Genomic DNA, 15,374 nt, shown 5'->3' on the forward strand with positions numbered 1-15,374 from the left:
CCGCAACGTTCGCCGACGGCGTAACCGGATTACCCCCGGTCCGCAGTCGGTGCGCGCGTTATGTCTGGTTCGGCGGGGTGGAGCACCGCCACCAGTGACCATCGCGCCAGTCGAGCGCCTACGATGGTTCGAGACCGTCTAGGGGAGCGTTGATCCGTGTCGATTCTGGAAAAGGTCCTTCGCGCGGGCGAGGGCCGTATGGTGCGCCGGCTCAAGGCCATCGCCGCCGCCGTCAACTCGATCGAGGACGACTACGTCAACCTCAGCGACGACGAGTTGCGCGGCATGACCGAGCAGTTCCGGGAGCGACTCGCCGATGGCGAGACCCTCGACGACCTGCTGCCGGAGGCGTTCGCGGTGGCCCGCGAGGCGTCCGCCCGGGTGCTCGGGCAGCGCCCGTACGACGTCCAGGTGATGGGCGGCGCGGCGCTGCACTTCGGCAACATCGCCGAGATGAAGACCGGTGAGGGCAAGACGCTGACCTCGGTCATGGCCGTCTACCTCAACGCGCTCTCCGGCGACGGTGTGCACGTGGTCACCGTCAACGACTACCTGGCCCAGCGCGACGCGGCCTGGATGGGTCGCGTGCACGAGTTCCTCGGGCTGACCGTCGGCGTGGTGCTGCCCAACCGACCGGCCACCGAGCACCGGGCCGCGTACGAGTGCGACATCACGTACGGCACCAACAACGAGTTCGGCTTCGACTACCTGCGCGACAACATGGCCTGGTCGCACGACGAGCTGGTCCAGCGCGGGCACAACTTCGCGGTGGTCGACGAGGTCGACTCGATCCTGATCGACGAGGCGCGTACCCCGCTGATCATCTCCGGCCCGGCCGAGCACTCGGCCCGCTGGTACGGCGAGTTCGCCGGCGTGGTGGCCCGGCTCCAGCCCGGCACCGACGGCGAGGGTGACTACGAGGTCGACCACGCCAAGCGCACCATCGCGGTGACCGAGCGCGGTGTCGCCAAGGTCGAGGACCGGCTCGGCATCGACAACCTGTACGAGTCGGTGAACACTCCGCTGGTCGGCTACCTCAACAACGCCATCAAGGCCAAGGAGCTCTACAAGCGCGACAAGGACTACATCGTCAGTGACGGCGAGGTCCTGATCGTCGACGAGTTCACCGGTCGCATCCTGCACGGCCGTCGCTACAACGAGGGCATGCACCAGGCGATCGAGGCCAAGGAGGGGGTGGAGATCAAGCAGGAGAACCAGACCCTGGCCACCATCACCCTCCAGAACTACTTCCGCCTCTACAACAAGCTGTCCGGCATGACCGGTACGGCGCAGACCGAGGCCGGCGAGTTCAACAAGGTCTACAAGGTCGGCGTGGTGACCATCCCGACCCACCGTCCGATGGTCCGCGCGGACCGGCCGGACGTCATCTACAAGACCGAGAAGGCCAAGTTCAACGCGGTGATCGAGGACATCGCCGAGCGGCACCAGCTGGGCCAGCCGGTGCTGGTCGGCACCGTCTCGGTGGAAAACTCCGAGATCCTCTCCCAGCTGCTGCGTCGGCGCGGCATCCCGCACTCGGTGCTGAACGCCAAGTTCCACGCCCGGGAGGCCGAGATCGTCGCCCAGGCCGGGCGCAAGGGCGCGGTCACCGTGGCCACCAACATGGCCGGCCGAGGCACCGACATCCTGCTCGGCGGCAACGCCGAGTTCCTCGCCGCGAACGAGCTGCGCCAGCGCGGCCTCGACCCGCTGGAGAACGAGGAGGAGTACGCCAAGGCGATGGAGGACGTGCTGCCCACGTGGAAGCAGGCCTGCGACGCCGAGGCGGACGAGGTGTCCGCGGCCGGTGGCCTGTACGTGCTGGGCACCGAGCGGCACGAGTCCCGGCGGATCGACAACCAGCTGCGCGGTCGCGCCGGCCGGCAGGGCGACCCGGGTGAGTCCCGGTTCTACCTGTCGCTCCAGGACGAGCTGATGCGGCGCTTCCGGGCCGGTGCGGTCGAGGCGGTGATGGACCGCTTCAACATCCCGGAGGACGTGCCGATCGAGTCGAAGATGGTCACCCGGCAGATCAAGAGCGCCCAGGCCCAGATCGAGGGCCAGAACGCCGAGATCCGCAAGAACGTGCTCAAGTACGACGAGGTGCTCAACAAGCAGCGCCAGGTCGTCTACGCCGAGCGCCTCCGCGTGCTCAACGGCGAGGACCTCTCCGACCAGGTCCGCAACATGATCGACGACGTGACCGAGGCGTACGTGCGGGGCGCCACCTCGGACGGCTACGGCGAGGACTGGGATCTCGATCAGCTCTGGTCCAACCTCAAGCAGCTCTACCCGGTCGGCGTGACGATCGAGGAGCTGGAGGAGGAGGCCGGTGGTTCCCGGGCCGGCATGGACGCCGACTTCCTGGTCGCCCGGCTCAAGGACGACGCCAACGCCGCGTACGACCGGCGCGAGGAGCAGATCGGCACCGAGGGCGTACGCCAGCTCGAGCGGATGGTGCTGCTCCAGGTGATCGACCGCAAGTGGCGCGAGCACCTCTACGAGATGGACTACCTCCAGGAGGGCATCAACCTCCGGGCGTACGCCCAGCGTGACCCGGTGGTGGAATACCAGCGCGAGGGCTTCGACATGTTCGCCACCATGATGGACGGCATCAAGGAAGAGACGGTCGGCTACCTCTACAACGTGGACGTCCAGGTCACCGAGCCGGAGCCGGACCCGGAGTCGGAGGAGGTCACGCTGCTCGACAAGCCGGTCGAGATCCGTGCCAAGGGTCTCAACCGTGCGCCGCAGCGGCAGGGCCTGCAATACTCCGCCCCCACCATCGACGGTGAGTCCAGCCCGGGTGCGGTAGCCGTCGAGCAGGCCCAGCAGCAGGCTCCGGCGTTGGGTCTGGGTCGACCGGCACCGGGTGCCCCGGCGGCGCCGGGCAGGACCGCGCCGTCCGCCCCGCAGCGGCCGGCCTCCGGCCTGCGTGGCCCGGCGGTCCCGACTTCCGCCTCCCGTCGGCCGACTGCGGACCAGGCCGAGGCCAGCAACGGCCCGTCCCGTAACGCGCCGTGCCCGTGCGGCTCGGGCCGCAAGTACAAGCGCTGCCACGGTGCTCCCAACGGCGGCAACTGACCGACAGCACGTAGGACGGGCCCCGGCCGAATCGGCCGGGGCCCGCCCGCGTCTCCAGCCCGCACACCCGTTCCGGCCCTCGTGCGCCTGGATGCCGCGTTCCGACGGGTTGAGCCGTGCTGGCCCGGTGGTATCCGAACCCGGGCCGGCCCGGGGCGCTGTGCAGGGGTCAGAGGACCTGGAGGGCGGTGCAGAGCCAGCGGCCTCGGCGGTGCTCCAGGCGGAGTGCCATCGCCCAACTGTGGCCGCCGGCACCGGTGAACACCGCGGCGGCCTCCACCGCACCCTCACGGGGCTCGCAGACCCGCAGTCGGAGCAGCCGGACCACCGGCCGAGCGGCACGACGGCGGGGCACCCCGGCCGGGCCGGACACCCCGACCTGGCTGGACAGTCCGGCTCTCCCTAATGCTCCGACCTGGCCGGACTCGCCCGCCCTTCCGGACGCCCCGGCCCGGCCGGATGCCCGTGCCAGCTCGGTCAGCAGATCGCCGGCGCGGGTCGGGTCGAGCAGTGGCCGCACCTGTGCCGGCGAGCGGTAGCCGTTGACCGCCTCCAGGCAGGTGCTGACGAAGCGGTGGGCCACCCTGGTCGCCTCGGGGGCGGTCGCTGGCGGTAACGGCGCTCCCGGATGGGTGCCGCGTCGGGCGGGCACTCGACGGAGGACGGCGCGGCGGTCCGGCGGGCGCACCGGGTCGGGCCGGGACGAGGCGAACAGGTCGAGAGCGAGCTGGCCGTGGGTCGGCGTCGGCCAGTAGGCCCCGTCGGCTTCGTCCGCGTACGGCGGGTCGATGGGCGGGACCGGGCGCAGCCGCACAGGGGGCCGGGACGGACCGGTTCGCGGCTCGCTCATCACTCGCCCTCTCGATCTTACGTTTGCTTTCGTTTGCCTCCGACTGCGTTGATTCTGAGCGATAAAGCGGCCTTGGTCAATGGCCTGGCGCTACGGGAGAACTACTCCGGGTCGCGGTCGACGAGGGGATTGCCCTGGACCCAGTCGGCGGTCTCGGCGTACTTGCGAGTTATGTACTCCTCCAGCCGGGCGCGTTCGACCCGCCACTGGCCGCGTCCGCCGATCTTGATCGCCGGCAGCTCCCCACTGCGCACCATGTGGTAGACCTGCGAGTCCGACACGTTCAGCTCGGCGGCTACGTCGGAGAGCAGCAGGAACCTGGGCTCCACAGAAACTCCCGGGGTTGGGGCCGTTTGCCTCAGTTTGCCACCGGCGGGCTCGTCCGCCCAGTACCCGGGTGGTCCAGCGGCGAGCACCCGAGGGCGGACACACCGGCGAGGAACTTCCACCGGCCGGGAGGCGCGGTGTATGACGGTCACGGCGTGCGGCATGATCTGCGCCCGTGCCGGCGGCCGCCGGTGGTGGACTGAACGGGGAGACGACCGGTGACCGACGAACGTGTCCGGGTGTACGTGCCGGCGACCGTACCGATGCTGGCCCAGCTGCGCGAGCAGGGGTTGGCCGCCGACCAGGCGCACGCGGTGACCCCGGCGCTGCGCGAGTGGTACGCCGAGGGCGACGAGGAGGAGTTGGAGTACGTCGCCTTCACCAGGGCCGCCCAGGACGCGCTGCACCTGCTCCGGGCCGACCCGGCCGCGCCCCGTCGTCGGGTCGTGGTCTCGGTCGACCTGCCTCGGGCCGCGCTCGGCCGGGGTGACGGCGAGCTGGGCTCCAGCACGGTGACGTTGGCCGGAGCCGTGCCGGTGAGCGCTGTAGCGGCGATCCACGTGGACGGTGCGGACGCCGCCGAGGAGGTCGCCGCCGCGGCCGACGTGGTGGCCGAGGCCGCCGCCGGCGACCCGGACGCCCAGTTCACCGTCGATGGTGCCGAGGACCACGAGCTTGAGTGGTACGACGTGACAGAGCTGGACCTACTGCTGAACGCCAGCTGAGCCGGGGCGGCACCGGTCAGCGGGCCGGATCCGCCTCGGTGGCGTCCGCGTCGGCCGTCGTATCGGTGTCGCCCGCGTCGGATGCCGTGTCGGTGGCGGCGGCCACGGCCGGCTCGTCATCCTCGGTGTGGGTCGGGCCGAGCGTGCGGCCGAACGCGACGAGCGCGGTCAGAGCGCCCACGAAGAGCACCCAGATGCCGTTGTCCACGCGCGAGGTGCCCAGCGAGGTCTGCGCTACCGCGTCCGCCTCGCTGAGCGCGGCGGCCAGGTCCAGCAGCGAGCGACCACCGATCCGGATGATCACCTCGGCGAGCAACAGCAGCAGCCCCGGCCCGGCCCCGGCGAGCAGGTAGGCCGGCCAGCGCAGTGCCGGCGTGCCGGGATCGCGACGGACGGCCCGCCGTCGCGCCCAGGTCAGGTAGCCGAAGGCGAGCAACCCGGCCACCAGCCCGGCGAGCAGAGATTCGGTACGCGACACCCACTTCGCCGCGTCGACCAGCGACTCCTGGCTGTCGCCCGCACCGAAGAGATCGGACAGCGGGTCCCGGGCGCGGCTGAACGCGACCACGAAGAGCAGCGTGCCCAGCGCGGCGGACGCCACCGCACCGACCACCGGGGCGGTCCGCGCACCGGCGACGGCACCACCGATGATCGCTGCCGCCGCGGTGGTGCCGGCGATCACGTTGGTGGTCGAGGTGTCGAAGTAAGTGAGGTTGATGGCCAGCGCGGCGGCCAGCCCGACCACCATCCCCGCCCCGATCGCCCCGACGAAGCGCAGGGTGGCACGGTCGCCGTACCGGCGGGCCAGCGCGTTGCCGCCGGCCAGGGCGACGGCCGCACCGGCGACGAGGGCGGCCGAGATCACGCCGGGCAGGGCGAACGCGGAGAGGCTGATCGCGGTGACCCCGGCCGCCGCGGACGTGATCGCCTCGCGGGTCGACCACAGCATGGCGGCCAGCCAGCCGAGGGCCAGCAGCGCGAGCACCGCCGCACCGGGCGCGGGCGTCGGCCCGCTGGGGATGGCCGCGTCGACCGCTGGCTGGTCCGACTCCGCGGCTGGGGCGCGGGCGGGCTGCTTGGTCATCGTCTCCCCTTCGAGGCGGCAGGTCACCGACCATTCAGGGTACGCGGGCCCGCTGGGTTCTCCGCCGCCCCGGGACGACCGCGGCCGGTACGGCCGGCCGGCCCCGGGCCGACGGGTGACCGATGGCCGGCCGGGCTGCCCGCCGCGGACCCGACCGGTAAGGAGGAAAGGGGTGGGGCGGTCCTTCGCGGCGAGGTGGTGGTGCAGGTGAGGCCCGGACCCCCGCATGGAAGAATCGCGGGAGGTCCCGCCGCTGCTCGGCCCTACCGTGCGGCGTCCGGTGTCCGGCCGTCCGGTCGGTGCCAGCGGGTCCGGTTTCGCCACAGCTGTCGAGATCGCCAGGAGCCTTGATGGACGCCGTGTTCTCCGTACCCGAGCCGCGCAACGAGCCGGTTCGCAACTACGAGCCGGGCAGCCCCGACCGGGACCGGCTCCAGCGGCGGCTGACCGAGCTCGCCGCCGAGCGCATCGACCTGCCGATGACCATCGGTGGTGAGGCGCGGATGGCCGCCGGTGATTCGATCAACGTGGTGCAGCCGCACAAGCACGCGCATGTGCTGGGCGTGACCGCGCACGCCACCCACGACGACGCCCGCGGCGCGATCAAGGCGGCCAAGGACGCCGCCCCGATGTGGCGGGCGCTGCCGTTCGAGGAGCGCGCCGCGATCTTCTTGCGCGCCGCCGAGCTGCTCGCCGGCCCCTGGCGGGACACCCTCAACGCCGCCACCATGCTCGGCCAGTCGAAGACCGCCATCCAGGCCGAGATCGACGCGGCCTGCGAGTTCATCGACTTCCTCCGGTTCAACGTGCACTTCGCCCGGCGTCTGCTCGAGGAGCAGCCGAGCTCCTCGCCCGGGGTCTGGAACCGCTTCGACCACCGGCCGCTGGAGGGCTTCGTCTACGCGGTCACCCCGTTCAACTTCACCGCCATCGCCGGCAACCTGCCCTCGGCGCCGGCCCTGCTGGGCAACACGGTGATCTGGAAGCCGGGCCCGACCCAGCAGTTCGCCGCGCACTTCACCATGCGGCTGTTCGAGGCCGCCGGCCTGCCGCCCGGCGTGATCAACATGGTCACCGGCCGGGGCGAGGAGGTCTCCGACGTCGTACTCGCCGACCCGGACCTGGCCGGCATCCACTTCACCGGCTCGACGAAGGTCTTCCAGCAGCTCTGGCGGACCGTCGGTGACAACATCGCCCGTTACCGGGGCTACCCGCGGCTGGTCGGGGAGACCGGCGGCAAGGACTTCGTGGTCGCGCACACCAGCGCCGACGTGGACGCCCTGCACACCGCGCTGATCCGTGGCGCGTACGAGTACCAGGGCCAGAAGTGCTCGGCGGCCTCGCGGGCGTACGTGCCCCGCTCGCTCTGGGAGGGCGGGCTGCGTGACCGGCTGGCCGCCACCACCGACTCGCTGACCTACGGCGATGTCGCCGACTTCGGCAACTTCGGTGGCGCGGTGATCGACGACAAGGCGTTCGCCCGGCACACCGCGGCGCTGGAGTTGATCGCCGGCGACGACACCTGCCGGGTCCTGGCCGGAGGCACCGCCGACGACTCGGTCGGCTACTTCGTCCGGCCGACGCTCTTCGAGTGCACCGACGCCGCGCACGAGACGTTCACGACCGAGTACTTCGGGCCGATCCTGGGCGTGCACGTGTTCGACGACGCCCGCTTCGACGAGGTGGTCGCGCAGGCCGAGTCGATCGCTCCGTACGCGCTGACCGGGTCGGTGTTCGCCACCGACCGCCGGGTGATCGACGCGGTCGGTGAGCGGATGCGGTACGCGGCAGGCAACTTCTACATCAACGACAAGCCGACCGGCGCGGTGGTCGGGCAGCAGCCCTTCGGCGGCGCCCGGGCCAGCGGCACCAACGACAAGGCGGGCTCCTGGCTCAACCTGGTCCGTTGGGTGTCGCCGCGGACGATCAAGGAGACCTTCGTCCCGCCGACCGACCACACGTACCCCCACATGGGCTGAGGGTTCACCCGAAGGAGGGGTCCCTTGCTAACGCCTAGCGCATAGCAAGGGACCCCTCCTAACGGGCAATCCATCGATAGTCCTCAACGGACAGTCTGTCGCCGACAGTGCACATTGGAAGTCCTGTCGGGTGGCAAACTGCCAAATCCTGGACGCCGAGGGCGCAAAGTGGCAGCGTAATGGCCATGGCGGATTCTGGAGTCAACCCCACGGCGGCGGCCCTGCTCGGGCTGCTCCATGAGGGTCCCATGACAGGCGGCCAATTGATGGCCGCCGCTGAGCGCCGGCTGGCGCCGTACTGGTCGATGACACGCAGTCAGGTCTACCGCGAGTTGCCGGTGCTGGCCGAGCGGGGTTTCGTGCGGCTCGGCAAGCCGGGGCCGCGGATGAGCCAGCCGTACGCGCTCACCGCCAGCGGAAAACGGACATTTACCCGATGGTTGGCGGAGAACCCGGGGCGGGACACCATCCGCAACCCGATAGCGCTCCGGATGGCCTTCGGTAACCTGCACTCCGCCAGCCAGCTGAAGAGCCTGTACGCCTCCGCCAACGAATACCACACCGAGGCCCTCGCGCAGGTGCGGGAGCAGGTCAAGAACGCCAAACGGGACGGCGAGACGTACGACGCGAGCGCGCTGGAGTTCGCCGTCGCCTACCACCGGGCGGCTCTGTCCTGGCTGAAGTCCAGCCCTGTCGGGTGACCTCCGGCGGGTTCGCCCATAGGGAACGAGCTGCTCCGCCCGCGGCACAGTACGCTTATCTGTCGTGACCGCTGCCGATTACGCCGAACAGCTCAAGGTTCTCGACGCCACCCTGCGAAACATCGAGGCCGTCCTCAACCTCGACCGGCTGCACGAGGACAAGGCCCGGCTGGAGCAGGAGGCTTCCGCCCCCGATCTGTGGGATGACCAGGCCAAGGCTCAGCAGGTGACCTCTCAGCTGTCGTACGTGAACGGCGAGATCAGCAAGCTGGGCAGCCTGCGCTCCGGTCTCGACGACGCCCAGGTGCTGCTGGAGCTGGCCGAGGCCGAGTCCGACCCGGGTGTGCTCACCGAGGTCGAATCGGAGATCACCGGTCTGACCAAGGCCATCCAGGAGATGGAGGTCCGCACCCTGCTCTCCGGCGAGTACGACTCCCGGGAGGCGCTGGTCGCCATCCGGGCCGGCGCGGGTGGCGTGGACGCGGCGGACTTCGCCGAGATGCTGCTGCGGATGTACCTGCGCTGGGCCGAGCGGCACGGCTACCCGACCGAGGTCTACGACACCTCGTACGCGGAAGAGGCGGGCCTGAAGTCGGCCACCTTCGCGGTCAAGGTGCCCTACGCGTACGGCACGCTCAGCGTCGAGTCGGGGACCCACCGGTTGGTCCGGATCAGCCCGTTCGACAACCAGGGCCGCCGGCAGACCAGCTTCGCGGGTGTGGAGGTCCTGCCGGTCACCGAGCAGACCGACCACATCGACATCCCGGAGAACGAGGTACGGGTCGACGTCTACCGCTCCTCCGGCCCGGGTGGGCAGAGCGTCAACACCACCGACTCGGCGGTCCGGCTCACCCACATCCCGACCGGCATCGTGGTGACCTGTCAGAACGAGAAGTCCCAGCTGCAGAACAAGGCCTCCGCGCTGCGGGTGCTCCAGGCCCGCCTGCTGGAGCGCAAGCGCCAGGAGGAACAGGCCAAGCTGGAGGGGCTCAAGGAGAACGCGGCCGGCTCGTGGGGCGACCAGATGCGCTCCTACGTCCTGCACCCGTATCAGATGGTGAAGGATCTCCGAACCGAGCAGGAGACCGGCAATCCGAGCGCCGTCTTTGATGGCGAGTTGGACGGTTTCATCGAGGCTGGCATCCGCTGGCGTAAGCAGCGGCAACTCGCCGGCGACGGTGCGTAACGACGCGTGGGCGGAGCGCGTCGTCGATCTCCTGGTAGATGCCTGAATTGAGGACGCGCGCCGTATCTGCGGGGCGTGGGGCTTGGCTCTGTCGTTACACCGCGTAGACTCACGACCCGTGATTCAGCTTGAGCAAGTGACGAAGACGTACCCGAAGGCGTCCCGGCCTTCGCTCGACAACGTGTCCGTCTCGATCGAGAAGGGCGAGTTCGTCTTCTTCATCGGTCCATCCGGCTCCGGCAAGTCCACGATCATCAAGATGCTGCTGCACGAGGTCGCTCCCAACAAGGGGCGGGTCATCGTCAACAGCAAGGACGTCACCTCGATGCGCTCCTGGAAGCGACCCCACTTCCGGCGTTCGATCGGCTGCGTCTTCCAGGACTTCCGGTTGCTGCCGAACCGCACCGCGTACGAGAACGTGGCGTTCGCCCTTGAGGTGATCGGCAAGACCAAGGCGGTCGCCCGCCGGGTCGTGCCCGAGGTGCTGGAGCTGGTCGGGCTCGGTGGCAAGGAGCATCGCTACCCGCACGAGCTCTCCGGCGGTGAGCAGCAGCGAGTCGCGGTCGCCCGGGCGTTCGTGAACCGTCCACTGATCCTGCTGGCGGACGAGCCCACCGGAAACCTGGACCCGGACACCTCGATCGAGATCATGCGCCTGCTGGACCGGATCAACCGCACCGGCACGACCGTCGTGATGGTCACCCACGACTCCAACATCGTGAACCAGATGCGCCGCCGCGTCGTTGAGATTGAGAGCGGTCGCATCGTGCGTGACCAGGCCCGCGGCGTTTACGGGTGAGCCGGCGTTTCACCCCTGCGCAGCCTGACGACGAACACCTCATGCCGGAGACCCGGAGGAAACCCCGATGCGCGTGAAATACGTCCTGTCCGAGGTACTGGTCGGACTGTGGCGCAACGTGACCATGTCCATCGCCATGATCATCACGATGGCGGTCTCGCTGACCATGCTCGGCGCCAGCGGTCTCATGTACCGCCAGGTCGACGACATGAAGGACCTCTACTACAAGAACATCCAGGTCTCGATCTTCTTGAAGCAGGACGTGAGCGAGCAACAGCGCACCGACCTGGATGGAAGGCTGAAGGGCGACCCCCTGGTGAAGGAGGTCCTCTACGTCGACAAGGCCGAGGCGTACGAGCGCTTCAAGGCGATGTACCAGGACGCGCCGGACCTGGTGAACGCGGTGAAGCCGGACCAGCTGCCCGAGTCGTTCCGGATCACGCTCAACAACCCTGAGCAGTACAAGAACATCTACGACCAGTACAAGGCCACCGAGGGTGTCGACGAGATCGTCGACCAGAGTCGACTGCTCGACAAGATCTTCAACATCCTCACCGCGATCCAGAACATCGCCCTGGCCGCCGCCATCGTGATGGCGATCGCCGCCCTGCTGCTGGTCGCCAACACCATTCAGGTGGCCGCGTACAGCAAGCGGCGCGAGGTGGCGGTCATGAAGCTGGTCGGCGCGTCCAACTGGTTCATCCAGGCGCCGTTCGTGCTGGAGGCCGTGGTGGCCGGCCTGATCGGCTCGCTGCTCGGCCTGGTTGCCCTGGTCGCGGCGAAGTATCTGCTCTTCGACGGGTCGCTGAGCGCGTTGCAGGGTCTGCTCTCGCCGATCAGCTGGGGTGACATCCTGTTCATCTTCCCGCTGATGGCTGGCGTCGGTGGCCTGGTCAGCGCCGGCACCGCCTGGATCACGCTGCGCTTCTACCTGCGGGTCTAGGCACCGCACGGGTCGTCCCGTGGTCTCCCGAGGACCCTCCCGCAGCCGGAAATAAACGGCGCGGGAGGGTCCTTGTCATTCGGGTAGCATGATCGGTTGTCCGGCCGGGGTGACCCCGGCCACGGACACCAAGGAGAGGGGGTGGCGCCGATGCCACGGGAAAAGGGGCGCAAGGTGGTCGCCTCCAACAAGAAGGCGCGCCACGACTACGCGATCCTCGACACGTACGAGGCGGGCATGGCGCTGACCGGCACCGAGGTCAAGTCCCTGCGGGCCGGGCGGGCGTCGCTGGTGGACGCGTTCGCGCAGGAGCGCGACGGCGAGTTGTTCCTGCACGCGATGCACATCCCCGAGTACACCCAGGGCACCTGGACCAACCACGAGCCTCGGCGTACGCGCAAGCTGCTGCTCAACCGGGGAGAGATCGACCGGCTGCTTGGCAAGACCCGCGAGGGCGGGCTGACCATCGTCCCGTTGCAGGTCTACTTCTCGGACGGCTGGGCCAAGGTCGAGATCGCCCTGGCCAAGGGCAAGAAGTCGTACGACAAGCGTCAGGACCTCGCCAAGCGGGACGCGGACCGGGAGATCGCCCGGGCCTCCGGCCGGCGCGGCAAGGGGATGGACGACTGATTTGTCGCGTTTGTCCCGGCCGGCGTGCCGACCCGGGGCTCGGGATGAAACCCGTTGCGGCAGGCGTTAGTCTTGTCAGTGCCGCCACATCGGTGGCCTGTCGAGGGGGTGACTGGTTTCGACTTCGTACGCAGCGACAGGGGAAGCGAGCCGAGGAAGCCGACGTCGTCTCGAGAATCGGTCGTCGGAAACTTATAAGCGCCAAGAACACTCGCGCTGACTTCGCTCTCGCCGCCTGAGGCGAGTAGCTAAGTCTGTCGGTCTGGGAACGCCTTCGTCCCAGTCGCCGGCATCAGTTAGAGGGCTGGCCAACCGGACCCGGTCGCGGGGTCCGTGCGGCGAGATTAATCAGCGACTGGGCCCGTCACACCAACTTGCTCGCGTGAGCGGTGGGGCCGAGTAGAGGCATAGCGAGCTGCGCTCGGAGAAGCCCTGACAAACCGGCGAAGGACCCGGGTTCGATTCCCGGCACCTCCACCACCTCGAGCGAAGCGCCCCGGCGAACCGGCCGGGGCGCTTCGTCGTTCCCGCCCGTCGAGCCATCTCCGGCGCGCTCGTCCCGTCCTCGGTCAGCCGGCCACGAGACGCCCCGGCGCTGCCGAGATCACTGGGTGCTGAGCAGCTGCCAGGACCGGTCCTGAACCGCTGAGCATCAAGTGATCAGCGGACCTGTCGGGCCGACGTGGGACCAGGTACCACGGCCCGGCTGGCCTACGCTGCCCCCTGTGACCAACCAGGAACTTCGCCTGTCGGTGGGCGCGTCACCCGGCCAGCGCACGGTGGCGGTGGTGGCCGGCGTCCTCATCGCGGCCGTTGGTGCGGCGTTCGTGGTGCTGCCCCTGATCGCCGGCGGGCTGATGCGCCGGCTGGCCGGTCCGGGTGACGCGTTCCCCTCCTATGAGGAGGCTCGTGACCTGCCGCCGGGGATGTTGCCGCCCGGGCTGCGGGATTCAGGTGGCGGCTGGGACCAGGCCGGCCCTGGTCCGTTCATCGGGCTGTGCGGCCTGCCGTTCGTCCTGCTCGGCGTCTACCTCGTGCTGCGGGTGCTCCGTACGGCCGCTTGGCTGGACGGCAGCCGGGTGCGGGTACGGGGTGCCCTCCGTACCCGTACCGTCGACCTCGCCACCGCCCGGATCGACGCTGGCGCGGGGCCGGATCGCGGGGACTGGGATGACTCCCCGGCGGCCGGACCGCGGACGCCGAGCATCATCGCGACCGCCCCGGAGAGTGGGCGGCGGGTCACCATCGGACTGCGCGGCATGGGGCTGGCCAGCCTGCCCCCGTCCGAGCTGCAGGCGCTGGCCGATGCCATCACGACGGGCCGGCCGGTGGACGGGCGCGACGGCGACGCGCACGCCGTCGCCGACCAACTGCGCCGCCGGGCGGAGCGTCCGCTGGGTGCCTGAACCGGGTGGTGTGGGGCCGGCGGGGTGTTTGGGGCGGATGGTGCAGATGAGCCGGTCCAGGCCCCTGGACAGGGCGTACGCACAGGTTCACCATCGCGGTATGCGGTAGTCGCGCAGTGCGGGAGGTGCCATGGTCACCGGTCCGGTCCAGCAGCCGTCACCCGTCACCCGGCCGCCCGCCGCGCGTCCGCATCCGGTCGGTCTCCCCGCCGACCCGTACCCGGCCGGGCTGCCCGGTGACCCGCGCCCGGCCGGGCTCGCCGGAGACGTGCACGCGCTCGCCCGTGCGCTCGCCGTCGCGGCGACCGAGCCGCGGTGGCGCGAACGCGTGTTGCTGCGGCTACGTCCGGTCGGGCGGGCCTTCGCCGAGCACGTCCAGGTCACCGAAGGTCCCGCCGGTCTTTACCGGGAGCTGCTCACCCACTCGCCCCGGCTCGGGTACGGGGTCCGGCTGCTGACCCGGGACCACGCTGCCATCGTCGCCGCGATCCTGGCCGTGCAGCGGGTCGCCGAGCAGCCCGAGGCCAGCGCCGACGAGCTGCGACACCGTGCCGGTCACCTGCTGCGGACGTTGGCTCGGCATCGACGGCGCGGTGCCGACCTGCTCTGGCAGGCGTACCAGACGGATCTGGGTGGCGAGACCTGAGCCGGCCGTCGCGCGGGCGAGGAACCGGAGAGTCGGCGGGTACGTCGAACCGCCATGCGTCGACCGGTCCTGCTGCTCGCCCTGCCCCTGCTGGTGCTCGCGGTGGCCTGCGCGCCGACGGGTGCCGGCCCGTCCGCCGGGCCCACCGCTTCGTCCGATCGGCGGGCCGCGTTCGACCAGCGGGCCGTCGAGGTCGCCGAGGCGTGGCGGCCCGACTCGGCCTGGCGCACCGGGTACGTCCCGTTGCAGGGGCCGACCGTACTCACCGGCGACTCGGGCTTCACCCAGGACACCGAGGCGGCCTTCCGTGCGGGTTGGTACCGCGCGCAGGTCGCGATCCCGCCCACCCGGGTCGGTGCGGAGATCCGGTTCCCGGACGGCACGCTGACCCTGCCGTTGGTCAACGCGGTCGAGGCGTACCACCAACTCCACGAGGGCGACCCGCTGCCCTGCCCGGGGCGGCCGAAGCGGCCCGGGCTGCCCACCCCCGGCCCCACCGTCGAACCGGGACCGGACGGCGCGGTCAGCAGCGCACCGCAGACCGCCTGCCTTCCGCTCACCATCACCGGCGTCACGCTCGGCTCCGTGCCGGTACGCACCAGCCGAGGCGAGGCGCAGGTCCCGGCCTGGCTGTTCACGGTCAAGGAGCTGGCCAGCCCGGTGGCCCGGCTCGCCGTCGCACCGACGGCGGTCAGTCCGGTCCCCGAGCCGAGCGCTCCGGCCCGTCCGCTGCCGGACGGGCTGGTGACCGCCCAGGACCTCGTCTCGGTGGACGGTGCCCGGCTGACCGTCCGGCTCGGCGTCGGTGCCTGCGACACCGGGATCACCCCGCTGGTGCGGGAAACTCCGGACGCGGTGGTGGTCGGCGGCAGCGTCACCCGATCCACCGGCGTCTGCATCGACCTGCTCAAGCTGGAACCGGTCACTGTCACCCTGGCCGCGCCGCTGGGCGCCCGACCGGTGCTGAACGTCTCGACGGGTACCCCGCTGTCGATCGCCCCGCGCTGACCGCCG

Annotated in this window: 14 protein-coding genes and 1 other RNA gene; 12 read left to right on the forward strand and 3 right to left on the reverse strand. The window is 70.3% G+C overall.

The annotated features are described in order from the left end of the window. Positions 1 to 156 precede the first annotated feature (156 nt). Entirely contained in the window at positions 157 to 3,084 is a 2,928-nt protein-coding gene (gene secA / locus ACFQGL_RS27145) for a preprotein translocase subunit SecA (RefSeq protein WP_377515334.1), read from the forward strand. A gap of 169 nt (positions 3,085 to 3,253) precedes the next feature. On the opposite strand, the gene ACFQGL_RS27150 is transcribed toward secA, so the two are convergent. Beyond that, entirely contained in the window at positions 3,254 to 3,937 is a 684-nt protein-coding gene (locus ACFQGL_RS27150; RefSeq protein WP_377515335.1) for an Rv3235 family protein, read from the reverse strand. Positions 3,938 to 4,035: 98 nt separating this feature from the next. Beyond that, positions 4,036 to 4,263 carry a helix-turn-helix domain-containing protein gene (locus tag ACFQGL_RS27155; protein ID WP_377515337.1) on the reverse strand — a complete coding sequence of 76 codons (228 nt, stop codon included), beginning with the start codon at positions 4,261 to 4,263 and terminating at the stop codon, positions 4,036 to 4,038. 216 nt (positions 4,264 to 4,479) lie between these two features. On the opposite strand from ACFQGL_RS27155, the gene ACFQGL_RS27160 reads away from it, so the two are divergent. Further along, positions 4,480 to 4,986, forward strand: a complete 507-nt coding sequence (locus ACFQGL_RS27160; protein ID WP_377515338.1) for a DUF6912 family protein — start codon at positions 4,480 to 4,482, stop codon at positions 4,984 to 4,986. Between the two features lie 16 nt (positions 4,987 to 5,002). Here ACFQGL_RS27160 and ACFQGL_RS27165 read toward each other — a convergent pair whose 3' ends face one another. Continuing rightward, complete coding sequence (locus ACFQGL_RS27165; protein ID WP_377515339.1) at positions 5,003 to 6,070, reverse strand: hypothetical protein; 1,068 nt, start codon at positions 6,068 to 6,070, stop codon at positions 5,003 to 5,005. A 350-nt stretch (positions 6,071 to 6,420) separates the two neighbouring features. Here ACFQGL_RS27165 and pruA point away from each other — a divergent pair, with 350 nt between their 5' ends. The 10 genes from pruA (at position 6,421) to ACFQGL_RS27215 (ending at position 15,368) form a co-directional block, all read left to right on the forward strand. Then, positions 6,421 to 8,049: an L-glutamate gamma-semialdehyde dehydrogenase gene (pruA, locus tag ACFQGL_RS27170; RefSeq protein WP_377515340.1), complete on the forward strand. Its 1,629-nt coding sequence runs from the start codon at positions 6,421 to 6,423 to the stop codon at positions 8,047 to 8,049. 185 nt (positions 8,050 to 8,234) lie between these two features. Further along, on the forward strand, positions 8,235 to 8,750 hold the full coding sequence (locus tag ACFQGL_RS27175; RefSeq protein ID WP_377515341.1) for a PadR family transcriptional regulator: 516 nt from the start codon (positions 8,235 to 8,237) through the stop codon (positions 8,748 to 8,750). Positions 8,751 to 8,814: 64 nt separating this feature from the next. Beyond that, complete coding sequence (gene prfB / locus ACFQGL_RS27180) at positions 8,815 to 9,936, forward strand: peptide chain release factor 2 (RefSeq protein ID WP_377515342.1); 1,122 nt, start codon at positions 8,815 to 8,817, stop codon at positions 9,934 to 9,936. A 118-nt stretch (positions 9,937 to 10,054) separates the two neighbouring features. Further along, on the forward strand, positions 10,055 to 10,735 hold the full coding sequence (gene ftsE / locus ACFQGL_RS27185) for a cell division ATP-binding protein FtsE (protein WP_328423791.1): 681 nt from the start codon (positions 10,055 to 10,057) through the stop codon (positions 10,733 to 10,735). Positions 10,736 to 10,802: 67 nt separating this feature from the next. Beyond that, on the forward strand, positions 10,803 to 11,678 hold the full coding sequence (gene ftsX, locus ACFQGL_RS27190; protein WP_377515343.1) for a permease-like cell division protein FtsX: 876 nt from the start codon (positions 10,803 to 10,805) through the stop codon (positions 11,676 to 11,678). A 150-nt stretch (positions 11,679 to 11,828) separates the two neighbouring features. Then, positions 11,829 to 12,308 (forward strand): SsrA-binding protein SmpB, encoded by a 480-nt coding sequence (smpB, locus tag ACFQGL_RS27195; RefSeq protein WP_377515344.1) that lies wholly within the window; start codon positions 11,829 to 11,831, stop codon positions 12,306 to 12,308. 104 nt (positions 12,309 to 12,412) lie between these two features. Then, positions 12,413 to 12,788, forward strand: a transfer-messenger RNA (tmRNA) gene (gene ssrA / locus ACFQGL_RS27200). A 245-nt stretch (positions 12,789 to 13,033) separates the two neighbouring features. Next, entirely contained in the window at positions 13,034 to 13,714 is a 681-nt protein-coding gene (locus tag ACFQGL_RS27205; protein WP_377515345.1) for a hypothetical protein, read from the forward strand. A gap of 130 nt (positions 13,715 to 13,844) precedes the next feature. Continuing rightward, positions 13,845 to 14,360 carry a hypothetical protein gene (locus tag ACFQGL_RS27210; RefSeq protein ID WP_377515347.1) on the forward strand — a complete coding sequence of 172 codons (516 nt, stop codon included), beginning with the start codon at positions 13,845 to 13,847 and terminating at the stop codon, positions 14,358 to 14,360. Between the two features lie 54 nt (positions 14,361 to 14,414). Further along, complete coding sequence (locus ACFQGL_RS27215) at positions 14,415 to 15,368, forward strand: hypothetical protein (protein WP_377515349.1); 954 nt, start codon at positions 14,415 to 14,417, stop codon at positions 15,366 to 15,368. Positions 15,369 to 15,374 lie beyond the last annotated feature (6 nt).

Source organism: Micromonospora vulcania, from assembly GCF_042658605.1.
GTDB lineage: Bacteria > Actinomycetota > Actinomycetes > Mycobacteriales > Micromonosporaceae > Micromonospora > Micromonospora vulcania.